The organism is Helicobacter mehlei (assembly GCF_007280785.1).
Lineage (GTDB): Bacteria > Campylobacterota > Campylobacteria > Campylobacterales > Helicobacteraceae > Helicobacter > Helicobacter mehlei.
The window spans coordinates 14698-39322 of the sequence record NZ_VKGC01000005.1 but is presented as its reverse complement, the minus strand read 5'-3'; the positions used below and the strand labels follow the sequence as shown (position 1 = coordinate 39322).

Below are 24625 nucleotides of genomic sequence, written 5' to 3'. Positions count from 1 at the left end.
GACATGGAAAAATTTATTGGATTAGGGGTTGTGGGTAATTTTGCCAGACATTTAGAGCAAGCGGGCGAAGCCCATAGCTTTATCAACATGAAACACATTGAAAAAGACGCACCCAAGGGTCTTTTCCCTTTTTACCTGCCCAATGATAGCGGGTATTTGGGGCGTTATTGTATGGATAATGAGTTTGTGATCTTGCCTGATAATGCAAGTTTGCGCGCCCAAGCCGAGCCAGAGATCGCCCTAGAATGTGAAATTATCTATAATGATAAGCACTTGGTGGAGAACATCACACCCCATTATTTTATGGCTTTCAATGATGCTTCGATCCGCAATCTCAAGGCAAAAAAACTCTCTGAGAAAAAGAACTTTTCCAAAGCCTCTAAGGGCATGGGCGAGAAATTGCTGATCGATCGCTTTGTCTATGGCGGGGTGTGCAATGATTATTCGATCGCCTCTTTTTTAACTAGAGATGGGGAAACCCACATTTATGGCGAAAACTCTAAGCTTGTCAAATACGAATACTTCTATGATAAGCTGTTAAGCTGGATTGTGGAGATGTTAAACACCCAAGAAGATACGGGGAGTTTGGAAAATCTCAAGGAAGTGTTTAGGGTGCATGGCTACCCTTCTAAATGCATTATTGCTATTGGTGCTACACCCTACCTGCCCTTTGCCCAAGAAAATTTTTTAAAACAAGATGATTGTATCACTATCATTGCCTACAACCACCGCCGTTATAGCTTTGATAAGATTTTCGACATTGTTGCCTCCAACCAACTCCAGCAAACCCCCCTTAAGAGTGTATCTTTTATCCAACAAAAGGTGGTGGTGGATAAAAATTTGGTTGTTACAACTTGTTAGCTTGCCAAGCCCGTTATGCCAGATAGTCCGGGCACGCCCACACCTCAAGACTTAGAGCTTTTGCTCGCCAAGATTGAGGTTTCTCAAGCCCAATTTGAGCAGGAGATCAATAGCAAGATCGAGAGTTTGGCATTGCAACGCTTGGATTTAAATAGCGTCTTTAGAGTGGAGCGTAAAAACACCGCAATCGCTTACAAATTAATCGCCCTATTAGCCTTTGTGAGTCTGAGCCAAGCCATCGCCCTTGTAATCCTCTTGCCTTTAAAAGAAACCCAGCACCACTTTGTAGATTTTGCCAATCAAGACAAGCATTATGCCATTATCCAGCGTGCCGACGAGAGCATCACCAGCAACCAAGCCCTTGTGCGTTCTTTGGTGGGCACTTATGTGCTCAATCGCGAATCCATTAACCACATTGATGATCAAATCCGTTACGAGGCAGTGCGCTTGCAGAGTAGCCAAAAGGTTTGGGAAGTGTTTGAAAATTTGGTCGCGTCCAAGCATAGCATTTACACCAATGCCAAAATGGATCGCGACATTAAGATTATTAATATCGCCCTGCTCAAAGATAGTAACGCCCAAAATATCGCCAGCGTGCAGATTGTGGCTAGACTCTTTCATGAGGGTAAGCTGACCTATGAAAAACGCTACCACATCACGCTAAGCTATGCCTTTGTAACCCCCAAACTTGATTATGAACCCATGCCCAAAAACCCGACCGGCTTTGAGGTTAATGCTTATAGCATCGTGGAGTTAAACTCACTGAAAAACCCTTAAAAAAGTTTGTAAATAGAAACCAAAATCGAGAGAGCATAGACTCCCAAGAGGCAACGCCGGTGCCACGCATTGGAAACAAGTGGCATTAAACGCACCCCGCCCATCACGCCTAAAATACTGCCAATCCCCACAATAACCCCCCCTTGTAAGTTTGCTGGTCCTAAGAAATCTTGTTGCATTAAGGACAATACCCCACTAAAGGAGGAAAACACCACAAAAAATAGCCCTAAAGGCACGCTTTGCTTAGGGCTTAAACCAAAATAGTAAGAGAGCATGGAAACCATCAACACCCCGCCCCCAATGCCCAAACTAATGGCAAAAATCCCAGTGAGCACGCCAATGCCTATTAAAATCCCTTTATCTTTGGAATTGGGTTCTAGCGTTTTAAAAGAGACTTGAGAGCTAGGCTTGATGAATAAAAAACGCCAAAAAGAATAAATGGTGATGGCGATGAAAATCCCTAAGAGCACCTTATGGGGCACTACGCTTAAAATGAGTCCACTAAAGCTAGCCCCAATGAGTCCGCCCAGCCCAACATAAATCCCCACCTTCCAATCTAACAAGCCCTTTTTAAAATTGCTCCAACTCCCCACAACAGAGGAACAAGCCATCTGCACGACTGAAATCCCTACTGCCCCATCATAGGAATACCCGGCTAAAAGCAAGGTGGGCACAATCACCATGCCCCCCCCAATGCCAAAAAAGCCTGCCATTACACCTGTCAGTAAGCCTAGTAGCAAAAACAAGCCTAATTGTGCCATCTCCATAGCGTAGCCTTTTGACTCCATTATAATGAAGTTGTGCTAAAATCCCCGCCATGATTGATCGCCGGATTTTGACCCACTTTGATTTTCTATTGTTCTTTTTTCTCCTGCCCCTCATGGGTCTCTCTTTCTTTTTAGTCCATGAAGCCAATACGACTTTAAGCCTCAAACAAGGCTTTTATTTCGCAATAGGCTTTATCGTATTTTGGGTTGTGTTTTTGATCCCCTTTAGAAAGTTTGATTACTTGTTCCATTTGCTCTACTGGGGCTGTATTTTTCTGCTCTTGCTTGTTAATTTTATGGGCACTTCCAAACTAGGGGCGCAACGCTGGCTAGTGATCCCGGGCACTTCTTGGACCTTCCAGCCTAGCGAGCCGGTCAAAATCGCAATCTTGTTGCTCTTGGCCCACTTGATCAGCACGCACCCCATCCCCCCGGGGGGCTATGGCTGGAAAGTCTTTGGAAAATTGAGTATTTACATCATTATCCCGGCTGGGCTGATTTTAAAACAACCCGATTTGGGCACGGCCTTAGTGATTTTGATCATGGGTTTTGGTGTGTTGTTTTTGGTGGGTGTGCATCCCAAGGTGTGGATGACGCTGGGCATTGTCTTTGCCATTGCCTCCCCACTCATTTATGGCTCCTTGCACGCCTATCAAAAAAAGCGTATCCACGATTTTATTGCCGAAAAACCTAATTACCATGTCCGCCAATCCATTATTGCCATCGGCTCAGGCGGGCTCTTGGGCAAGTCCCAAGAAGAATCCACCCAAGCTAAATTAAAATTCTTGCCCATTGCCACCAGTGATTTTATCTTTGCCTATTTTGTGGAACGCTTTGGCTTTTTAGGGGCATTTGCGCTTTTAATCTTTTATCTGCTCTTTGTCTTGCATTTTTTCTCCTATTTTATAAGCGATCCCAAAGATCGCTTTTTGCAGACGATCACGGGTGGGATCGCAATTTTGATCTTTATTTATACCAGCGTGAACATTGCCATGACTCTAGGATTAGCCCCTGTGGTGGGCTTGCCCCTGCCTCTTTTAAGTTATGGAGGCAGTAGTTTCATCACTTTTATTATCCTCTTTGCCATTTTTGAAAACTTACTTGCATTTAAATTTGGATTTGGTTATAATCCCCCTTCTTATCGAAAAAAAGGATTCTTAGCTCAGCTGGTTAGAGCATTCGGCTCATAACCGATTGGTCGTAGGTTCAAGTCCTACAGAATCCACCAAGGTCTCCATGCAAGTAGCAGCTAGTATTTTGAGTGCGGATTTTTTAGATTTAAGACGGAGTATTACGCGCGTACATGGGGTAGATTTTTTGCACGTGGATGTAATGGATGGGCATTTTGTGCCTAATCTAACTTTTGGTCCTTGCGTACTCAAAAATCTCCCTAAGTTGCAAATCCCCCTAGATGTCCATTTGATGGTAACCGATCCCCTCTTTGGTATTGCGCTTTATCAGGATTTAAAGCCTGCCTTTTTGAGCGTGCATGCCGAAAGCACGCCTCATCTACACAAGGTGGTGCATCATATTAAAGATTTAGGGATTAAAGCCGGGGTGAGTCTCAACCCTGCAACCCCCTTAAGCGTATTGGACTATGTGATCCAAGATTTAGATTTAGTCTTGCTCATGAGTGTGAATCCGGGTTTTGGGGGACAGAGCTTTTTACCCCTCACTCTCCAAAAACTTCACGATTTCAAACAACGCTTCCCCCACTATGCCGGGGTGCTGGAAGTCGATGGGGGGATCAACGATCAAAATGCGCGCCTATTGAGCCAAGCTGGGGCTAATTTATTGGTGGTGGGCAGTTTCTTATTTAACCATAACAACCCCGCACAGGCCCTCCAAGTCCTCCAAGCCATTGATGCCTAAAAGTTACCGCGATTCATTGTATTGTTTTGTGGATATTGAAACCACTGGTTCTAAACCAGAGACTTCCAGCATCATAGAAATTGCCGCCTTGCTCTATGCCCCCCCACCCACCCCACTAGGCAAGGGGCGGCTGGTAAAAAGTTATGCCAGTTTGGTTTTTTGTGAGGATATCCCGCCCAAGATCAGCGAGCTAACCGGCATTGAACCTGAAGACCTACAAGGCGCGCCCTCTTTAATCCCCGTTTTGCGTGTGTTTAAAGACCTCTTGCAGGATCATATTTTTGTTGCCCACAATGTGGCTTTTGATTTTAATTTTATCCATTGCACCAGCCAGCAAGTCTTGGGCGAGGGGCTTTTTAACCCCCAACTCTGCACCTTGAATCTAAGCCGTCTGTGCATCCCTAGTCCCAAGCATGGCTTAAAGTTTCTCAACACCCACTTGGGGATCAAAATCCCCATTACCCACCGTGCCTATGCTGATGCCCTAATCGCTCTTAAGGTTTTTGAGCATTGCTTGAATGCTTTGCCCGCAGAGATCACCACCACCCAAGACTTACTGGATTACAGCATGGGCAAATTAAACTGAGCAAAATAGGGTTTGGATTGGGCAAGAATAACTCCCCAGCAAGTCCAAAATAACAAATATAAGATAAAATAGGGTAGAATGCACACGGTAAGATTTTAGGTAATTAGGGATCGCTCTTGACAGAACAAAGTTTAGACACGGCTTTAAATCTAGGTGAAATCGAGCTCGTGGATTTTCGGATCTTTGGGTTGCAAAATGGCAAGCCCTACGAGGGGATTTATGGGATCAATGTTTCTAAGGTGCAAGAGATCATCATGATGCCTGAGATTTTCGAGTTCCCCACGCACCTAAAATATGTGGTGGGAGTCTTTGATTTGCGCTCCACGATTATCCCCCTAATCGATCTCTCTACATGGCTGGGGATCACTGTGGATGAACAGCGTATTGAAGAAAAAGTCGTGGTGATTACCGAGTTTAGTAGTGTGAAGATGGGTTTTGTGGTGCATGCAGCCAAGCGCATCCGGCGCATTAGTTGGAGTGATGTTGAATCGGCTACCTTTAGTGCGCATAGCAATGCAAATCAAGACAAGATCACAGGTACAACTAAAATTGAGGGGGATAAAACTCTCTTGATTTTGGATTTGGAAAGCATTTTAAACGACTTTGAGTTTAGTATCCCCCATGTTTCCAAAAAAGACCTCCTAGAAGAACATGCTAAGAAATTTGATGGAATCGCTTTGTTTGTAGATGATAGTCGGGCAGCGCGCAAAATCATTAAACACACTCTCTTAAAACTAGGGTTTCAGGTGGTAGAGGCTGTGGATGGCAAAGATGGTTTGGCTAAACTAGAGATGCTCTATAACCAATACCAAGAGACCTTGAGTAAACATTTAAAACTGATTGTCTCCGATGTAGAGATGCCCAAGATGGATGGCTACCATTTCTTTTCTAAAATCCAAGAAGACCCACGTTTTGCCAATATCCCCGTCCTTTTCAACTCCTCTATTTGTGATGACTACAGCGCACAGAGAGCTTTAGATTTAGGGGTAAAGGGTTATTTGGTGAAATTCGATCCCAACCGCTTTGCTGATGAAATTGCCAAGATTTTAGGATAACCCACAAATTGGAGTATAATACATTAAACGACAGAAAGGGTGTTTAGATGGATGATATGAAGGAGATCATGGAAGACTTCTTGGTAGAAGCCTTCGAAATGAACGAACAGCTTGATCAGGATTTGGTGGAGTTAGAACACAACCCGCAAGATTTAGACTTGCTCAACCGCATTTTTAGGGTCGCCCACACCATCAAGGGTTCTAGTTCGTTCCTCAACTTGGATATTCTGACCCATTTGACCCACAATATGGAAGATGTTTTGAACAAAGCCCGCAAGGGTGAGCTCATCATCACCCCCGATGTAATGGATGTCGTCCTGCGATCGGTGGATATGATGAAAACACTCTTAGTAACTATTCGCGACACCGGATCGGATACCAATTCGGGCATTGATATTACCAATATCGTTAAAGAACTCCAAAGCATCGCCCACGCCACACATAGTGGCGATGAAACTCCCTCTTCAGAGTCTGCTCCAAGCGAGCCTAGCCCGCCCCCTCCTCCCCCCTCAGAGCCTGCACCTCCAGCCCAGTCTGCAACCCAGCCATCCTCTTTGGCTAGTGAGCCAGAGCCTGATTATGCCAACATGAGCACTGAAGAGGTGGAAAAAGAGATTGATCGGTTACTAAAACTCCGCCAAGAGGCTGATAAAAAACGCCGTACCGAACTCAGAAAAGAACAGGGCCAAAAGGCTCTAGAGAACAAACCCCAGCCTCTAAAACCCCAAACCCCCCAAACCCCTAAAACCCCAGAAAAGCCCCAAGCAGGTCCTCAAAGCAAAAAAGATCAAGACAAATCTGTTGCCATTGGGGTCGAACAAACCGTGCGCGTAGATGTGCGTCGCTTGGATCACCTGATGAATCTCATTGGAGAATTGGTGTTAGGCAAAAACCGCTTGATCCGCATTTATGGCGATGTAGAGGAACGCTATGATGGGGAAAAATTCTTAGAGGAATTAAACCAAGTGGTCTCTTCCATCTCAGCAGTTACCACCGATTTACAGCTGGCTGTGATGAAAACAAGAATGCAACCTATTGGCAAGGTGTTTAATAAATTCCCCCGCATGGTGCGCGATTTGAGTCGGGAATTGGGCAAGAGCATTGAATTGGTCATTGATGGAGAAGAGACCGAGCTAGATAAATCCATTGTAGAGGAGATTGGCGATCCGTTGATCCACATTATCCGCAACTCTTGTGATCATGGCATTGAAAAGCCTGAAGATCGCAAGATGTTAGGCAAACCTGAAATGGGGCGTGTGGAGTTGAGTGCTTATAATGAGGGCAATCACATTGTGATTAAGATTACAGACGATGGGGCCGGGCTAGATCCAGAAAAACTCAAAGAAAAGGCGATTGAAAAAGGTGTTATCACCGAGAGGGAAGCTAGCACGATGACAGACAAAGAAGCCCTTAATATCATCTTCAAGCCCGGCTTCTCCACCGCCAAAACCCTAAGCAATGTTTCTGGGCGGGGTGTGGGTATGGATGTGGTAAAAACCAATATTGAAAAACTCAATGGGATCATCGAATTAGAATCAGAAGTGGGCGTTAGGACTACCCAAAAGCTTAAAATCCCCCTAACTCTTGCCATTATCCAAGCCTTGCTGGTGGGTGTGCAAGAGGAATACTATGCCATCCCCCTCTCCTCTGTGCTGGAAACCGTGCGCATTAGCCAAGATGAGATTTATAGCGTAGATGGCAAAAGTGTTTTAAGATTGCGCGATGAAGTGCTGTCCTTAGTGCGCCTAGCGGACATCTTTAAGGTCGATGCGATCTTAGAGGATTCTAAAGAGGTCTATGTGGTGATCATTGGGCTAGCCGATCAAAAAATCGGGGTGATTGTGGATTACTTGATCGGGCAAGAGGAAGTGGTCATCAAATCTTTGGGCTACTATCTCAAAAGCACGAAGGGGATTGCTGGGGCAACCGTGCGTGGGGATGGTAAGATCACCTTGATTGTGGATGTGGGCACGATGATGGAAATGGCTAAAAATGTGAAGGTCAATGTCAATAGCCTCATTGATGAAGCCCAAAACTCCAATATCAAAAACAACCCCAGTGATTATATTGTGCTCGCCATCGATGACAGTAGCACGGATCGCGCCATGATGCGTAAATCCTTAAAGTCTCTAGGCGTTACCGTGATTGAGGCGAGCAATGGCGTGGAGGGCTTGGAGATGGTCAAAAATGCCGACAAAGTTCCCGATGCGGTGTTGGTGGATATTGAAATGCCCAAGATGGATGGGTATGCCTTTGCTAGCGAAGTGCGTAAATACAACAAATTTAAAAACCTGCCTTTGATTGCGGTCACTTCACGAGTAACCAAGACCGATCGCATTAGAGGGGTGGAAAGCGGGATGACCGAATACATCACCAAGCCCTATAGCCCTGAGTATTTGGCCAATGTGGTCAAACGGAGCATTAAGTTAGATTAGAGGAGAAAACATGCAAGATGCAATGGCCCTAAAAGAGCTGTTTGAGAAACAAAAGAAGGGGAACAAAGACGAGAATAGGGCTGATGACAATGAGGAGATTTTACAATTCATCGGTTTTATCATTGGGACGGAGGAATATGCCATCCCCATTCTCAATATTTTAGAGATTGTCAAGCCCATTGGTTATACCCGCGTACCTGAAACCCCTAACTATGTGCTGGGAGTCTTCAATTTGCGGGGTAATGTCTTCCCCCTCATTAGCTTGCGTCTCAAATTTGGTCTGCCCCCTGAGAAACTCAATAAGGATATGCGTTATTTGGTGGTGCGCCACAACGACCAGATTGCGGGGTTTTATATCGACCGCCTCACAGAGGCGATTCGCATCAAACAATCCGACATCGACCCCGTGCCCGAAACCCTATTGGAGAATAACCAACTCATCTTTGGTATTGGGAAGCGGGAGGACAAACTGGTTTCTATTTTGAAAGTTGAGGAAATCTTAAAAAAAGACTTTTAAGAGCCCTTGTTAATCCAAAGGAGGTTCATGTCTGCTTTTTCACGTCTAAGCATTGGCACAAAGATTGTAGTCGGTGTGGGCATTATCGTGGTATTAGGGATTTTGGTCTTGGGGCTTGTGGTGGGAATCCAAGTTAAAAATGTTACTCAAACCAAGACCATTGAAACATTGGAAGACAACGTCAATGAGGGAGGTATGCGCCTGCAGAGAATCATGGACCGCTCATTTGCCCATTTGAGTGGTTTGAGCAAAGATTTAATTAATGCTGGGGGCTTAGTCCCTCCAGAAAAACGCCTCGAATTGATGCAACGCTTTTTGGCCGATTCGATCAATATTACCCTCATTAGCTTGACTCTACCTGGTAATCCGCAAGGCTCATCTGTGATGCACATGGTGGGGGCTTCTTTTGAGATGATGCATCAAGAAGAGATTTATTCCCCCAAGCTCTATGACGGGATATTGCAGACTTCTAGGATTGCCAAGAACGATCCCTACTTCCGCGAAATTGATGGTAAGCCGGTTTTTGGGTTTGATCTAGGGGTGCCCTTAAAACAGCACGGCAAAGTAATCGGAGTCTTGACTGCCTTTTTTAGCATTGATAGCCTCACAGACGCGGTGATGCGCAATAAAAACGATACCTTTTTGCTCAATCAAGATGGGTACTTGCTCATCGCCTATGATAAAAACATTCGGGGCAAGCTTCTAGCAGATGTCAATCCCGACCCCTCAGCTAAAACTTTGGTGCAGGCTATCAAGGCTTTAAAAGCGGGTGTTTTTGATTACTATTCTCTCAGCGAGAAGAAGAACAGTTTGTTAGTGGTGAAGTCCTTTGATATTTTTCAAAAAATTGGTCCCGAGGATTTTAAGTTTAATTGGGCGTTAGCCCGTTTTGTCGGTAAAGACAAGGTATTACAAGCCTCTGTTTATCTCCAAAATCTTGTGTTGAGCATGGGTGTCATCATCATATTGGTCTTGGTGATTGCCATTTATATTTTAGTGCGCTTGTTGGTGCGCAATCGGATTCGCATGGTTTCTGAGACCTTGCTAGGGTTTTTCAAGCTTTTAAACGACCCAAAGGGGCAGCACAATATTCCAATCACTAAGGTATATGCCTTGGATGAAATTGGGGTGATGAAACAAGCCATCAATGAAAACATTGCCAAAATCCACGAAAATACCAAAGCTGACAACGCAACTATTGATGACATGTTGGGCGTAGTGCGTTCCATTAAAGAGGGCGATTTTACGAAAGAAATCTACGCCACACCTAATAATCCTGATCTCTTGCACCTTAAAGAGCTTTTTAATGAGGTCGCCGTGTATTTACGCCAGCATATCGGATCGCACATGCAGGGTATCAACCAAGCCTTTGAGCGATTCAAGGTTCTGGATTTTAGGCAGGGTATCCCCAACCCTACGGGAAATGTTGAAAAAGCCGTCGACACTTTGAGCAATGGGATTAGGGTGATGTTGCGCACCTCCTCTAATTTTGCCAATGCGCTAAGCCATGAGGCAGAGGGGTTAAAAACTTGTGTGGATAGTTTGATTCAGAGTGCCGATCAACAAAATAAAAGTTTGCACCAGACCTCAAAATCCATTGAGTCCATTGTGGATAGCATTTCTAGCATTAGCCACAAAAGCGAGGATATGATCAAACAAGGGCAGGATATTAGAAACATTGTGGAGATCATCAAGGATATTGCCGATCAAACCAATTTGTTAGCCCTCAATGCCGCCATTGAAGCCGCACGGGCTGGGCAGTATGGGCGCGGGTTTGCGGTGGTGGCTGATGAGGTCAGAAAACTAGCCGAGCGCACCCAAAAATCGTTGGGCGAGATTGAGGCCAACATTAATGTGTTGGTGCAAAGCATTGCGGATACTTCCGAATCGATTAAGATGCAGAGTCAAAGTGTGGAGGGAATCAACCACTCCTTAGAAGCCTTCAAACAAGACACGCAAAATAACTTGAATATCGCCAATACTTCCTTAGAAGTGGGGAATAACATCGATCGCATCTCCAAAGACATTTTAGACGATGCCAACAAGAAGCAGTTTTAATGCAGATTCTTAAAAAAGTCCTGTGGGTGCTTTTTATCCTACCCGTAACGCTAGGTAGCGTGTTGGGCGGGGGGTATCTGTTCATTTTGTGGGTGGGGGCAGACCATGAGATTCGCAAGGTCGTGGATTATAAACCCGAGATCGCCTCTAGGATTGTGGATGCTAAGGGGCGTTTGGTCGCTAATATCTACAACAAAGAGTTCCGCATTTATACCCATTTTTCTGAGATTCCGCCCAAAATGGTCGAAGCTTTGCTAGCGGTCGAGGACACGCTATTTTTTGAGCACCATGGGATCAACCTAGATGCGATCATGCGTGCTTTTTTAAAAAATATCCGCAACCAAAAATACACTGAAGGAGGGAGTACGCTCACCCAACAGCTGGTTAAAAACATGCTTTTAACCCGTGAAAAAACTTTAGGCCGCAAGTTTAAAGAGGTTGTTTTTTCGCTTAAACTAGAACGCACGCTGACCAAAGAGCAAATTTTAGAACGCTACTTCAACCAAACTTTCTTTGGACATGGTTTTTATGGCATCAAAACGGCTAGCTTGGGTTATTTTAAAAAACCTCTATCCGCCCTCACCCTCAAAGAGATTTGCATGTTAGTCGCCCTGCCCCGCGCACCCTCTTTTTATGACCCCACTAGGAGGTTGGATTTTTCTCTAGCAAGGGCTAATAGCATTGTGAAGCGCATGCACGATTTGGGTTGGGTTAGCACGGAGCAAATGCAAACAGCCTTAACCCAAGTGCCCAAAGTCTATGACACCACCTTAACCCAAAATAGCGCACCCTATGTGGTCGATGAGGTGGTGCGCACTCTAAGCCCTTTGAGTGATCTCAAAACCGGAGGCTATACAATCAAACTCTATCTCAATTTGGATTACCAAAAAGCTGCCCAAGAGTCTTTGCGTAATGGTTATGAGCGCATTATTAAGAGACTCAAAGAGGAACAAGAAAATAATACCCTTAATGGTGCGATCGTGGTTACTGACACCCAAACCGGGCATATTGTGGCGATGGTGGGCGGGGTCGATCACCAAAAAAGCCCGTTTAACCGCGCCACGCAAACCAAACGGCAATTTGGGAGTGCGATCAAGCCCTTTATTTACCAAATTGCACTCAACAATGGTTTTTCAAGTGCTTCTTTGATCCCTGATGTGGCGCGTAGCTTTGATACCAGCGTGGGTAAAAAGAAATACTGGCGGCCTAAAAATGATAACCGCAAATACAGCGGGTTCATCACACTCAAAAAGGCTTTGGTGCATTCGGTCAATCTAGCCACAATTAATCTAGCCGAATACATCGGTTTTGATACAATCTATAGAGACTTGGATGCCTATGGTTTTACAGATGTCCCCAAAAATATGTCTATTGTCTTGGGGAGTTTTGGCATGTCGCCTTTGGAGGCTAGCATGCAATACTCGCTTTTTTCTAGCTATGGGAATATTTTAGAACCAACTCTCATTGAAAGTGTAACCGATGCCAATGGCAACCAAAAAATATTAAAAACCACCCCCCCTAAGTCTGTTCTCTCACCCGCCCAAGCGTTTTTGACCATTGCGATTTTAAAAGAAGTGGTGGCAAGGGGAACAGGGCGACAAGCCCAAGTGAAGGGCATGCAGGTAGCGGGCAAAACTGGGACATCTAATAATTATGTTGATGGCTGGTTTTGTGGTTTTACCCCCAGCTTACAAGCTATTGTGTGGTATGGGCGTGATGATAATAGCAAAATTGGGTATGGCATGACTGGGGGTGTAGTGGCAGCCCCTGTCTTTGCAGATTTCATGAAACAAGCTTTAAGAATCAACCCCTCGCTCAAACGCGCCTTTAGGGTGCCTGAGGGTGTGATCGAGCAACAAATCAATGGTGAGACCTACTACACCACCCAAGGTTCTACCCCCCACCAAGAGATTCGCCAAGAGATCAACGAACCTTTAATGTTTTGATTACACCTTGAAGGTGTCGATCTCAGCACCCACAATTTCAAAGAGGTGATCGAGTGAGGCACGGGTTTTGCGGATTTTTTCAATATCTTCTAGTTTGAGGTGTGCTAGAGTGCTGATCTCCTTGATTTCATCGTTGATATTTTCGCTATCTTTTGCGCTCTCTTGGAGACTTTGGGCACTTGTATGGGCGCGATCGATCACCTCTGAGATGTTCTGTACGCTTTTGTCCATCACTTCTTGCAAGCTGATGGCCAATTCGGCGGTTTTGACCAATTCTTGGGCATTTTCACCCAAGCTATAATTGATCTCATTCACACTTTGCACCATTTCATTGATGGTGGAATTGATGGTCGTCAAGCTATTTTGGGTTTTTTCGGCTAATTTTCTGACCTCATCAGCCACCACTGCAAACCCGCGCCCATGCTCGCCCGCCCGTGCGGCTTCAATGGCAGCATTGAGGGCTAACAAATTGGTTTGGGCAGCAATGTCATCGATAATGGTTAAAACCTCTTTAATGCTATTGGTGCTCTTAGAAGTCTCTTCTAGGCGGTGGGAAAACTCCACGCTTTGCTCGGCGTTGCTTTTAAGGCGCACATTTAAGGCTTTCATTTGCCCATGCACATCTTTTAAGTATTCCTCTGTTTGGTTTAATTGTTTCTCATTTTCACCCGCATCATTGACCCGCGCCAAGACCTTAGAGATGTTCTCCTTACTACGCCCGACCGCATCCTCAACCACCACAATAGCCTGACTGGCTCGCCCATGCACGCTGTCTGTCGCCTCTTTAAGTGTAGAGGCAACCTCAACCCGTCTGGCACTAAAATCTTTAAATTGGCGCATCACGCCTTGCATGTGCTCGATAAAGACATTAATATTGCGTGTAATCTGGGCGATCTCATCCTTGGTCTGTTTGTCTTGACGGCCCCGATATTTAAGGCGTTTGGTCAAATCCCGATTACCAGTGGTGAGATCCGCACTCAAGCGTTGGAGTCTCCCTAAAGGGCGGATCAAATAATAAACCCAAGCGATCGTGATCATCAAGGTTAAAATAAAGTCAGATAGAGATATCCAGAGCATGATGCTGCGCAAGTCAAAAATGCTTTTAAAGGCAACTTCAGTGGGCACATACGCGATCATTTTCCAATTATACCTAGGCACTGTAGTGAAGACCACTAAAAATTCCTTGCCATTATTGACCTCTAAAATCACCCCTTCTTGTTGTTGCAAAATCTGCTGGGCGATGTTCTTAATGGGCGATTTATCCCCTGCGATGCTATCCCCTACAGCCAAATTACTTGAACCCAGCACATAACCTTTCTCATTGGTCAAATCCAAATCCCCCTCATCTGCAAGATGTATCTTCTTGATATAGGATTCAAAAAAATGTAAAGGAATATCTGCCCCAAAAACCCCAACAAAATGCCCATCACGCATTAAAGGCGCGCTATAGGTGATCACCAACTTATTGGTGAAGGCATCGGCATAAACTTCAGAAAGAATGGTCTTCCTTTGGGCTTTGGCTTGCTGGTACCATTCTCTGACCCTAGGATCAAAGCCCTTGGGTACACCTAGTGTGGAATACATTCTCCCATCTTCAAGACCCACAAAGGTTTGCAGAGCGTCTAAATTTTGGCTGATGTATTTGAGTACATGGTTAAGCGCGTTGAGATTGCGATCCACCCCAATGGCTGACACTTGGTCAGCACCCGCATCGAATAACTTACGGGTATCATCATTCCACGCAGCAATCCAACTCGTGTTCGCTTTGGCAATTTGCAATAAGTGTGCTTTGACATTGTGCGTAACAAGATTACGCACAAAGCTTTCCACACGCATCCCAAAAATAATAAAACCCACAGCCAAAACCAACGCCAGCACTAAACCAATTTTTTCTTTGGTGCCCACAAAATCCCCTTATGTTATATCTCCCTCCTTTTGCAAACCCTTAACAAAGAGGTAAATTATACAACAAATGCCATTTTTGGATTGTTAATATCTTGAAAAATTTGAATAATAAAATAAAATAAAGCCCAGCACCCGCCCTATTTGGGCTATTTTAATCACTTTTAGATATAATGGGGGCATTTTTTTTTAGCGGGTGTCTATGCGGTGGCTTTTGCGTGGCTTTTTTAGTATTTTTTTCTTAGTTTTACCCCTTGTGGGCACTAAGATCACCCTCGATCCTTTCGGGTATTTGGGCATGATCTACAATCAAGGGTTGCAACGCTCGGCTCATAGCTATGTGGGCTTTGATGCGCGTGTGGGCACGAATTTTTCTTTTAATAATGGTTGGGCATTTGGGATTGGGGCGATTGGGGCATGGAATGTCTATAGCCGCAATAAAAAATTCCAACCCATTGTGAGCATTGGGAATGTCTTAGGGAGTGCAGAGAGCAACATGCGCCCTTATTTGAGCATGGGTGATATTTCAGATGCCTATGTCAAATACGACACCAAGCGGCTTAAATTTGCCATTGGGCGTTTTAACTCCAATTTTGTAGGCTTTGATTGGATTCAGGGCAATATTCAGGGGGCGAGCCTATTTATCCACCGCAATGATTTCCGCTATTGGGGCATTTTTATGGACTCCATGCTCTATAATGGTTATCAGGGTAATGATTTACAAGGTGCGCGAATCGCTACGGGTATCAATGCCCTTGCTTCCTATGATCCCGTTTCTAAGAAAAAATATGTGGGGGGAGAAGTGGTGGCTTTTGGCATGGGCTATGAGCACAAGGGCTTTAGTGTTGCCCCCTTTATCTTGATCGATTCAAAACTCCCTTTACCCACTAGGGGAGTCTTGTTCCAAGTGGGGGGTAAGTTCCAATACCAAGCCAGCTTGCCCAAAGGCTTTAAATCCTTTACTATTCTGCATGGAATTTACCAACATGGCGATACAGATGCGATCGTGGGCAACAATGAAGCCGGCTTGTTTATGATCGATCAGACCTTCTTATACAAAATCTTTAACTTTGGGTTGGGTTTTTACGCTGTCCCTGCCCCTAATAAAAAGGGTTATTTTTGGTCCTTTAATGACAAAACCAAGTTTTATGGGCGGGGAATCAACTCAATTGGTGTGCCCGCTATTTATTTTGCCAACGCCACCATGACAGGCTATGTCTTCGGGGGCATGAAGACTAAGAGGGTGCGCATCGATGCGATGATCGCATGGGGGGATTATCAGGAGTATTCTTTGATGACAAATTATAAAATATGGAATTATAAGGAGATGACTTTGGATGCTGGGATCGGGTATGTCTATTCCTACTCCTCTAAGGCGGTGAGCAATATTGGTAATTCTTCTTTGGTGCTCTTCACCAAGTTTTCCTACTAACCATGATCAGCATTGAAAATTTAAGCAAATTTTACGGGCATCATGTGGCTTTAAATGGCGTGCATTTGCAAATCCCTAACGCACAAACCATCGGATTATTAGGTCCCAATGGTGCGGGCAAAACCACCTTGATTAAAATCCTAACGGGCATGCTTAAAAACTACCAAGGTCAAGTGCGTATTGACAACTACCCCATTGGCATAGAGACCAAAAAGATCACCGCCTACCTGCCCGATCAAGATTGTTACCCCCAAAGCTATAAGGCTTTGCAAATGCTACAACTCTACAAGGACTTTTTTAGCGACTTTGATCACCAAAAAGCCTTAGAACTATTGGATCGCTTCCAAATCCCCTTAAAACAGCCCTTTAAAGCACTCTCTAAGGGCACAAAAGAAAAACTCCAACTCCTGCTCACCCTCTCTAGAAGGGCTAGACTCTTTATCTTTGATGAGCCCTTAGGCGGAGTTGATCCCATCGCACGGCAAGAAATCTTAGACTTGATCATCGCTGAGTGCCAAGATAACGCCACGATCTTACTCTCCACCCATTTGGTTTTAGATGTGCAAGATCACTTGGATTGGGCGATTTTTATTAAACAAGGCAAGATCATCGCCTTTGATCGTGTAGCGACTCTTAAAGGCGAATATGGAAGCTTGGAGCGTGCCTATAAGGAGTATTTGAAATGATCCAAATTTTTAAACATGACTTTTTGGAAAGTTATATCCCCATTGTGGGCATGAATATCTTTTTGGTGATCTGCTGGGTTTTTCTAGCCAACATGCAACAAGGGCATGATCCCATCATTTTTTTACTCCAAAATTTTTTGCTCTTTTTGGGGAGCTTGGTATTGGTGGTGTTTATTTTCATGGCGACCCTGCGTTCCACCCAACAAAAGCTATTTGGCAAGGAGGGCTATTTGACCTTTAGCCTACCTTTGGGAGTGGATCGTATTTTATTACCCAAAATCGCCATCAATCTTTTTTGGGTGATCCTAAGCCTCACATGCATTCCCGTTGCCTTTTGGCTCTCCTATGTTTTGCACGTACCAAATTCCAAACATGGGCTTTGGTTATCCATTGATGACAAGAAGATGTTTATCACCAGTATTTTGTTATCCTTGCTTTTTTACATACTCTTATACCTCAAGTTTTTATTAACCCTAAGCCTCCTACACACGGGCAAATTCAAACGCTTCCCCAAACTGACCGGTTTGGTGATCTTTATTGGGCTTAGTCTCGTGCTAGAAATCCCCTCTAAAATCTTGCAACACTATCTGTTGAGCCATTCCTCACATTTTGTCTTGCCCGATGGCTACATGGCTTTTTATTATAATTTTTATAGCCCCTTTAGCTCCACCACCATTAAAGCGATCTTTTTAGGCACGGAGTTTTTAAAAATCTTGGGGCTTTACTGGGCGATTCGTTGGCTGATTGTCAATAAATTAGAATTAGAATAAGAGAAAGGATTTTCCATGAAATCTCTAACCATATTGTTCTCCCTTGTTTTTGTGGGGGTTTTGCACGCCCAAAGTGGTTATTGCAGTTCAGATTGCATGGGCACGCCCGATGAGCGCCTAGCCCCTATGGAATTCCATTTTAGCCTTGTCCATTCTGTGGAACACTACCTCAAACACCCCAAATCCAGAAAACGCATGCTCCAAAGATGCCATGAGGCTTTCACTTCCACAAACAAGATCAATTACATCAGCGACTCTTTTAAGCAAGATTGCGACAACGCCAACCAAGCCCAAGAGATGGCACACTCTAAGGCACAAGGTTAGGGTTAGTCTCTTAAAAACTCTCTTTTTGCGCTCAAAGGTAGGGCGTGGGTGCATGATTTGTTAAGTGTTTTTTAAGACAAATGAGATTAGCATCTCCCCTAAAAAAGGGACAATGCTACCCCTTTTTAGGGGGGCTTTGTTTTGCCCAAACATAAAGGAATTGCATGCATACCTGTGGCAGTTTAACTATCGAGAACTTGACTATCGAGAACTTGACGATTAAGAATTTATCCATCAATGGTTTAAAAGACTTGGGCTTTAAAGTTGAGGGGGGGGGGTAGATCACTACTCTAAATCTTATCCACCTGCACACCACAACCCCGCTCAAGAGTCTTCTTACAAAGCCGCATCAGAATATGATCACCTTCAAAGAGAGCTCGCCAGCACCAACAAATACTCTGAAAATCTCCAAAACCAGCTAAAAAGCGTACTTGAATGGGCAGTTTCTCTATGCCCACATCTTGGCTTAACACCCCCTGACCCGCAACTAACACCCACAAAACAAATTGAAAGCCTTATAGCGCAAAAACCCCACTCCGAACAACAAGAGGGCTTGAGCGGACTTGAAAGAGAGTTATATCGCCTCGCGTCGGATTTAGAACTAAACCTAGAGGACATGGACATGGGCAAGGATAAAAAGGACAAACTCACCCCCAAAGAGCTTGGGAAAGTGGTTATCGAAATACAAAAAGCAGTTAAAACACTGCAACAACAGGTCAAAAGGCTAGAAAAAGAGCTTGGAGATACTGAGGGTTTGAAGGCAAAATACACAAAACTAGAGACGGAGCTAGGAGAAAAGAACGCAACAATAAAGGATTTGCAGGAAAACAAAATACTGGGCTTACAGGGCGAACTGGAAGATAAAAAGCAAAAAGTAACGGACTTAGACGAGAAATTAAAAGTCGAGGAGAAAGAAGTAGAGAACTTGGGCAGGAAATTGGAGGATTTGGGGCAGGAAAAAGACCAACTAGAGCGAACGGCACTACAAAAAGAAAAAGAGCTAGGTGAGCAAATAACAAATTTAGAGACCCAAATGGCTACACTCAAAGGCTTTGAGCCTTACCAAGAGCTTTTAAAACTTGCCCAAGAACACCCTAATTTGGGGCTTGTGGCAAATACGCCCGGGGATTTGCTCAGCGAGATTTATAAAGCCCCTAAAAATCTGATGAAAAAGGTAGCCGAGAACACTCTCAAGTCCATTAAAGAGAAAACAGCGGATGCGCCAATTTGGAGTAACTATTTTGAACGTCTCTTTGCGATTTTGCAAGATTTGCTTGGTTTGCAAAGACTAGCGATTAAAGAGGGCGATGGATACAACCCCGCAAAATGCGAGATATTGGGCAAGGGCAATAAGCAGGGCAAGGTTTGTAAGGTTATCTTTCAAGGCTACCAAATAGGTGGTAGCACCGTGGCATATAGCTTAGTTGAAACGCAGTGATCGCGGGCGTTTTAGCGCGTGTGCGGGCGTTTTTATGTGCGCATTTGTGTGCAAAAGTTCCAACCCCCATTAAGAAAGGAAAAAGCATGGAAGAACAAAGAGACAAAACCAGCATTGAAGAATTAACCCTTGCTGAAAGACACCCTTTAGCCAAAAAACTACGGGATTTAGAGAAAAAGGGCAATGAGAAAGCCAAAGAGATTTTAGCCGATGTCCAAAGGAAATTAGATGGTTTTGAGGGCAAGATTGCAACTCTCCCTGCCAAAGACCAAGAGCGTTTGTTGGCAGTGGCTAGACGCGTGCGTTATCTCAAGCCCGATGATTCTTGTGTGCGATCCCCGCAATTTTTGGAATACCTGCAGGAATTATCTGTTTTGGTTTCTAGCAACCAAAAGCCCTTTATTCCGGCACGCTGGATTAGAGAGTTTGAAGCATTGTTGCAAGATAGCCAATTACATATTAAAATGGAGGATTTACGCCCTTGGTTGCTCAAGATTGACCATGTAGCCATTGGCATTGAACCCTATGTGCAAACCCTGCTAGATGATCTTAACGAGGGGCATTGGGACCTCTACCCTAGGGAAGATGGGTTCAAGGGTAAGAAGTTGTGTTTTAAATTTGATGCGCGTTTGAATGTCAGAACCCCTAAGGGAGATATTAAACCCGGAGAGGTCGCCATTGACTTTGGCACTAAACACACCATTGCAGCTTACTTAGAAGATGGCAACCCCACCTTGCTCTCCATTGGCGCAGAACAAAATCTAGGGAATTTGGGTGATCGGGAGTTTGAAAACCCCACCATTATCGAGTTTAGACACCACCAAAAGTTTTTAGAGGACTATGGTGCACTTGAACACCGCCCCTTTACAGAACTTGCCGATCTGGGGGTTTCCCACGGGGCTTTTGAAGAGTTTAAAAAGGCCAAGGGGAATGACTATTACCGCTTTTTTTACAAACTCAAGCAATGGGCAGGCGCGGCAGATCACAATATCCGTTTCAACGATGAACAAGGGTATGAAGTGAGCTTGAAGGGTTTTATGGATTGTGATTTTAATAATCCGGTGGAATTTTACGCCTATCTGTTAGGACGCTACATCAACAACATGAATAGGGGGGTGTATTTAAAATACTTCCTCTCTTACCCGGTCAAGTACGAGGAGGAACAGGCATTAAAAATCCGCGAGAGTTTTGAAAAGGGTTTGAGAAAATCTCTTCCTGCTGGCTTGGATGAAAATCAATTGCAGGTGCGTTTGACCCTGAGCGAACCGGCTGCCTATGCGATCAGCGCGTTGCAAGAATTTGGGTTTTATGACAAAGTGGATCAAAAGGGCATTTACTATGGGATTTTTGACTTTGGGGGCGGGACAACCGATTTTGATTTTGGGATTTTTAAAGAGAGCGGTGATCCCAACCATGAATTTGATCTCCACCCCTTTACAACCCATGATGGTATGCGTTGGCTAGGGGGCGAGAATTTATTAGAACTTCTAGCCTATGAACTCTACATTCAAGAGGATCACCTAGAGCAGATGCGCGGACACAAAATCCCCTTTGTAGCCCCCAATTACGACCCGGCGCGTTTCAACATTGCCCCCTTAGGCGATCTCATCACTCTAGCTCCCCGTGAGGGTAGGCGCAATTTACAAGATTTGGTAAGCCTGTTGCGTCCCTTTGTAGAAAACTTGAGTGCGGAAGATTTGCAAAAAGAGGATCAAGAGCTACAAGAACAAGAAACGAGCAAAATAGAACCAGTCATCACTTTAAAAGATGCGCTTGGTGAGGATAGGGACATTAACCTAGCCATCAACTATCCCCATCTGCTTGCCATTCTAAGAAGAGAGATTGAGGATGGGGTGGAAAACTTCTTCACAAGCTTGCGACTCTTGGATGAGAAACTAGAGGGCATGACAAAATTGCACATTTTCTTAGGGGGGAATGCGAGCCGCTCCCCCTTGCTCAAATCTATTTTCTTAGAGCACATTGAAAAGGTAAAAGAAAAGTACCAAGCCTATAAAAACACCCAACTTAGCAAACGCGGGGAAGAGATGCCGGATATGGATTTTGAACTCTGGCCCCCTCTGGGTACGCCTGAGGCAGATGAAATCATCAAAAAAGAAAACCCCATGCACCCCATACATGATGGAGCGATCCATTCTTCACACCGCGTAACCTGTAAAACGGGGGTGGTCTTTGGGCTTTTGGAGGGGCGTGAGCGCAACAAAGGGGGTATTCGGATTGTGCGGGAGGAAACAGCCCCTGTCTTTAAATACCACATCGGCTTTGAACGCAGAAGGCGTTTTGAGCCCAAATTGCACCGCGATCGAATCAAGATCGGGGAGTGGGTGGAGTTGGATCATTTGGGCTCTTATCAAGAGGTGGAATTCCGCTACACGGATAAGGCGAGTGCCTTTGCTGAGGGGAGAAATCTCCCAGCCAGCCAAACAACAAGATGTGTAGTGAGTTTGGATCGCCCCTACCCAGACCATGTGCTTAAAATTTGCGCTCAGGATATGAGCACGCTTAAAATCGGCGTTTTCAACAATAAGGGCGAATTGGTTTGGGCAGAGAAAATCATCCGCCTAGATGCCAATAAAGCGACTCATCTCAATTAATAAAGGAGTGGCATGCGTTATACCTATGTTTTTGTGCTGACTAGTAATTGCGTGTGCGTACTCCAACATAAAGATGGAGAAGTTAGAGCATCCAATTTAGCCAACAAGGCACGCTTTGAGGACATCTCTGAGAGTTTTTGGGAGGACTTCCAGCGGGTCTTTAACATCGATCCCAAAGGGCATAAAGACTATGCCTTTGTGTGGCTCAACAAAGCCCACAAGCATAGTATCGTGCTAAATACCCCTGATTTTAAAGATCGCTTAGAGGATAGCATTTGGAATCATGCACGCATGGCAGATGTGCGTGACGTCCTTGAGAGGGATTGTTCCATGCGTTTTAATTTTGAGGATTTTGCAGGCTGTCAGTTATATCCTCTGCCCTCTGCAACCCCCTTATTCACCAATGCCAATTTGGAACACCCACAGGAAACATCCTTTGAGGATGAAAGACCCTCAACGGGTTTTTATGGTTATAGCAAGGATAGCCTCAAACCCCATCAAGAAGCTATCTATGGAGAAAAAACCCAAAAGCGTACACCTGTAGAGCGCACCCTCTCTACTAAAGCCTCCCTTAAGGGGGATGACAAACCTAGTGTAGATGAGGAGAATGTGTAAAGTGGTGTGGTTGGGCGGGATTTAAGAAAATTTAAAACAAGGAGTTTTGATGTCAGTAGCACGAGCCGATTCAGATGAAATTGAGGGTTTTGCCAATCATTTACAGCAATTCTTAGACGATCTCAACGACATGGTCAATAGTCTTAATGGGCATTTTCGCTCTTTAGGAGATACTTGGGGCGATAAAAAATATTTGGAGTTTGAGGAAGTCTTGCGGGATTTAGAGTCGTTTCTAAAACGCTTTGATACCGATGCGACCGAGCAAGTCGCATGGCTTAGACGCAAGGTTGAGGAACTTAGGACTTATGGAGGCATCTGATGCCTGTTAATGTCGATACGGAGCAACTACGCCAAGTCATTACGCAGTTGCGCCTTTTTAGAGATGCGTTGCAACAAAGAACACGCGACTTTTTGCAAGAATTGCAGGAGTATTACGAAGCGATCTGTGAGGAGTACCGCAACACCAAGAAGTTTCTAGAAGAGGCTAGAGTGGGGCTAGCGGATGCTAGAAAAACTGAAGAGTATCGCGAATATTTGCTTATGCTTGCATGGCTAACCCCGGAACCTTGGACTATGGTAGCTGTAGCCACAGCCACAGCTGCCCTGACCATAGCCACTAATAAACGCAAACAATGGGAAGAAAAGGTCGCTCTGCTTGAGCAGGCTTTAGAGATTTACAGCGAGCAGATTAAACGCATTGAGAGTCAGCTCTTAGAGGAAGCCTACCAACAAAGCAAGGGCTTATTGCTGGACTATGATGAGGAACATAACCAACTCTGCCGGCGTTCCAATGAGGCGGCTAGCATTATCGAGCAAGCATACAACATTCCCCCACCACAATTCCAAAAATTACAAGAATTATCCGCACAACTAGAAGCTTTGCAAGAACAGCTCAGACCCAATGCCAGAGAGCAACAAATCCAAGAGGCAAACACCAAATACCAAGAGCTCTTAGAGGGACAAAAAGAGGACTTTAACACAAACCCCCAAAATGATTTTGACATCCCCTTCAGTGAGTTTAATTTGCCTATTTTTCCGGGAGTGTTTTCCACCACCATAGACTTAGAACATTTAAATGAGGAAAAATCTATGTTACACTTCCGCGCGATCAAGGCTTTGCAAAAAGCCCTAGAAGAACGCACCTCTTTGCAAAATCTGTTTGATGATGAAGAAAAAGCGCAGATTAACAAGGGCATCACCCCTAAGGGTTATCTCTGGCATTTTGATGGCAACCCACCACTAGGCACCATGCAACTTGTGCGTGAAGAAATTTTACTCAAAGTCCCCACAGCAAAGGTTATCCCCTATGGCAACAAATGGCAACACAACTCAAGGTTTAAGTTGGGATTTTGCGATCCCTTTACAAGAGGAGGGATTGCAAGCCGCACAAGATTTTAGCAAGCAAGAATTTAGCCCCACATTCATTGACTTTTTAAGGCGTAACAACAATGCGATTCCCCCTAAACACAGTTTCTCCATTGGCAATAAAAACTATAGCTTTAAAAATGTGCTGGACTTCAACACAGAGGGTAAATGCCTCTTTGTGTTTTTCATGGAGAGTCTCAAAGAGCATTTGGGGCAGAGTGAAATTGTCTTTGGGAGCGATGGGTATGGGGGTTATTATCTCTTGGACACCAGCAACCAACAGGTCTTATTCCTAGACACAGACACCTACACCAAAACGCCCTTATTGGTTTGGGACATGTTTATGAAAAAATTAGAGGGCTAAGGACACGCATGCATTATGATGGGAGCACACAGACTTTACAAGGGCTAGAGGAGCAATTTTTAGAGGCGATGGATGACGATTTGGGGGCCAAGTTAAGTGTAGAGGTCTTTTACCCCATGTGTAGCCTCACCAACCGCTTAGAAAACCTAGAATACGAGATCAACAACACTAAGCAGATGATTGAAAACCGCTTAGATGAGGCTAGAGGTTTGATCAAACAAGCCCAAAATATCAACCCTTAGG

At 44.6% G+C, this 24625-nt stretch carries 22 protein-coding genes, 1 tRNA gene and 2 pseudogenes; 23 read left to right on the top strand and 2 right to left on the bottom strand.

The window, feature by feature from the left end; all coding sequences use genetic code 11:
* Positions 1-3: 3 nt before the first annotated feature.
* Positions 4-861 (top strand): DUF5718 family protein, encoded by an 858-nt coding sequence (locus FNE76_RS03115; protein ID WP_120948018.1) that lies wholly within the window; start codon positions 4-6, stop codon positions 859-861.
* Positions 862-876: 15 nt separating this feature from the next.
* A complete protein-coding gene (locus tag FNE76_RS03110; protein WP_120948019.1) occupies positions 877-1638 on the top strand; it encodes a type IV secretion system protein in 762 nt (253 codons plus the stop codon).
* On the opposite strand, the gene FNE76_RS03105 is transcribed toward FNE76_RS03110, so the two are convergent.
* A complete protein-coding gene (locus tag FNE76_RS03105; protein WP_120948020.1) occupies positions 1635-2405 on the bottom strand; it encodes a sulfite exporter TauE/SafE family protein in 771 nt (256 codons plus the stop codon). The genes FNE76_RS03110 and FNE76_RS03105 overlap by 4 nt on opposite strands.
* A gap of 50 nt (positions 2406-2455) precedes the next feature.
* Between FNE76_RS03105 and FNE76_RS03100 the strand changes: the two genes are divergently transcribed.
* The 10 genes and pseudogenes from FNE76_RS03100 to FNE76_RS03060 all read left to right on the top strand — a co-directional run bounded on the left by FNE76_RS03100 (position 2456) and on the right by FNE76_RS03060 (position 12874).
* On the top strand, positions 2456-3595 hold the full coding sequence (locus FNE76_RS03100) for an FtsW/RodA/SpoVE family cell cycle protein (protein ID WP_120948061.1): 1140 nt from the start codon (positions 2456-2458) through the stop codon (positions 3593-3595).
* A tRNA-Ile gene (locus FNE76_RS03095) sits at positions 3557-3633 on the top strand. The genes FNE76_RS03100 and FNE76_RS03095 overlap by 39 nt, the downstream gene beginning before the upstream one ends.
* Positions 3634-3641: 8 nt before the next feature.
* Positions 3642-4277, top strand: a complete 636-nt coding sequence (gene rpe, locus FNE76_RS03090; RefSeq protein WP_120948021.1) for a ribulose-phosphate 3-epimerase — start codon at positions 3642-3644, stop codon at positions 4275-4277.
* Positions 4270-4863: an exonuclease domain-containing protein gene (locus FNE76_RS03085; RefSeq protein WP_120948022.1), complete on the top strand. Its 594-nt coding sequence runs from the start codon at positions 4270-4272 to the stop codon at positions 4861-4863. Before rpe ends, FNE76_RS03085 begins: the two co-directional genes overlap by 8 nt.
* Before the next feature lie 116 nt (positions 4864-4979).
* Positions 4980-5466: pseudogene (locus tag FNE76_RS08775) on the top strand (chemotaxis protein CheW); the annotation flags it as partial.
* A gap of 65 nt (positions 5467-5531) precedes the next feature.
* Positions 5532-5918: pseudogene (locus tag FNE76_RS08770) on the top strand (response regulator); the annotation flags it as partial.
* A 47-nt stretch (positions 5919-5965) separates the two neighbouring features.
* Entirely contained in the window at positions 5966-8353 is a 2388-nt protein-coding gene (locus FNE76_RS03075; RefSeq protein WP_120948024.1) for a hybrid sensor histidine kinase/response regulator, read from the top strand.
* A gap of 10 nt (positions 8354-8363) precedes the next feature.
* Positions 8364-8870, top strand: a complete 507-nt coding sequence (locus FNE76_RS03070; RefSeq protein WP_328588044.1) for a chemotaxis protein CheW — start codon at positions 8364-8366, stop codon at positions 8868-8870.
* A gap of 27 nt (positions 8871-8897) precedes the next feature.
* Complete coding sequence (locus FNE76_RS03065) at positions 8898-10928, top strand: methyl-accepting chemotaxis protein (RefSeq protein ID WP_120948025.1); 2031 nt, start codon at positions 8898-8900, stop codon at positions 10926-10928.
* 5 nt (positions 10929-10933) lie between these two features.
* On the top strand, positions 10934-12874 hold the full coding sequence (locus tag FNE76_RS03060) for a transglycosylase domain-containing protein (RefSeq protein ID WP_120948062.1): 1941 nt from the start codon (positions 10934-10936) through the stop codon (positions 12872-12874).
* Here the strand turns inward: FNE76_RS03060 and FNE76_RS03055 are convergent, their stop codons facing one another.
* Positions 12875-14779, bottom strand: coding sequence for a methyl-accepting chemotaxis protein (locus FNE76_RS03055; protein ID WP_120948026.1), 1905 nt, complete (start codon positions 14777-14779; stop codon positions 12875-12877).
* A gap of 199 nt (positions 14780-14978) precedes the next feature.
* Here FNE76_RS03055 and FNE76_RS03050 point away from each other — a divergent pair, with 199 nt between their 5' ends.
* The 11 genes from FNE76_RS03050 (at position 14979) to FNE76_RS03000 (ending at position 24624) form a co-directional block, all read left to right on the top strand.
* Entirely contained in the window at positions 14979-16208 is a 1230-nt protein-coding gene (locus FNE76_RS03050) for a hypothetical protein (protein ID WP_120948027.1), read from the top strand.
* A gap of 2 nt (positions 16209-16210) precedes the next feature.
* Positions 16211-16894 (top strand): ABC transporter ATP-binding protein, encoded by a 684-nt coding sequence (locus tag FNE76_RS03045; RefSeq protein ID WP_120948028.1) that lies wholly within the window; start codon positions 16211-16213, stop codon positions 16892-16894.
* Positions 16891-17664 carry a hypothetical protein gene (locus FNE76_RS03040; RefSeq protein WP_120948029.1) on the top strand — a complete coding sequence of 258 codons (774 nt, stop codon included), beginning with the start codon at positions 16891-16893 and terminating at the stop codon, positions 17662-17664. Before FNE76_RS03045 ends, FNE76_RS03040 begins: the two co-directional genes overlap by 4 nt.
* Positions 17665-17679: 15 nt before the next feature.
* Positions 17680-17988, top strand: a complete 309-nt coding sequence (locus FNE76_RS03035; protein ID WP_120948030.1) for a hypothetical protein — start codon at positions 17680-17682, stop codon at positions 17986-17988.
* 622 nt (positions 17989-18610) lie between these two features.
* Complete coding sequence (locus tag FNE76_RS03030; RefSeq protein WP_120948032.1) at positions 18611-19426, top strand: coiled-coil domain-containing protein; 816 nt, start codon at positions 18611-18613, stop codon at positions 19424-19426.
* Between the two features lie 86 nt (positions 19427-19512).
* Positions 19513-22038 carry an acetate and sugar kinases/Hsc70/actin family protein gene (locus FNE76_RS03025; protein ID WP_120948033.1) on the top strand — a complete coding sequence of 842 codons (2526 nt, stop codon included), beginning with the start codon at positions 19513-19515 and terminating at the stop codon, positions 22036-22038.
* 12 nt (positions 22039-22050) lie between these two features.
* Positions 22051-22653 carry a hypothetical protein gene (locus FNE76_RS03020; RefSeq protein ID WP_143928370.1) on the top strand — a complete coding sequence of 201 codons (603 nt, stop codon included), beginning with the start codon at positions 22051-22053 and terminating at the stop codon, positions 22651-22653.
* Positions 22654-22702: 49 nt separating this feature from the next.
* Complete coding sequence (locus tag FNE76_RS03015; protein WP_120948035.1) at positions 22703-22972, top strand: WXG100 family type VII secretion target; 270 nt, start codon at positions 22703-22705, stop codon at positions 22970-22972.
* Positions 22972-24051, top strand: coding sequence for an HNH endonuclease (locus FNE76_RS03010; protein ID WP_235852376.1), 1080 nt, complete (start codon positions 22972-22974; stop codon positions 24049-24051). Before FNE76_RS03015 ends, FNE76_RS03010 begins: the two co-directional genes overlap by 1 nt.
* Positions 23960-24382 (top strand): SMI1/KNR4 family protein, encoded by a 423-nt coding sequence (locus FNE76_RS03005; protein ID WP_143928369.1) that lies wholly within the window; start codon positions 23960-23962, stop codon positions 24380-24382. The genes FNE76_RS03010 and FNE76_RS03005 overlap by 92 nt, the downstream gene beginning before the upstream one ends.
* Before the next feature lie 8 nt (positions 24383-24390).
* Positions 24391-24624: a hypothetical protein gene (locus FNE76_RS03000; protein ID WP_120948038.1), complete on the top strand. Its 234-nt coding sequence runs from the start codon at positions 24391-24393 to the stop codon at positions 24622-24624.
* The last annotated feature ends 1 nt before the right edge of the window (position 24625 follow it).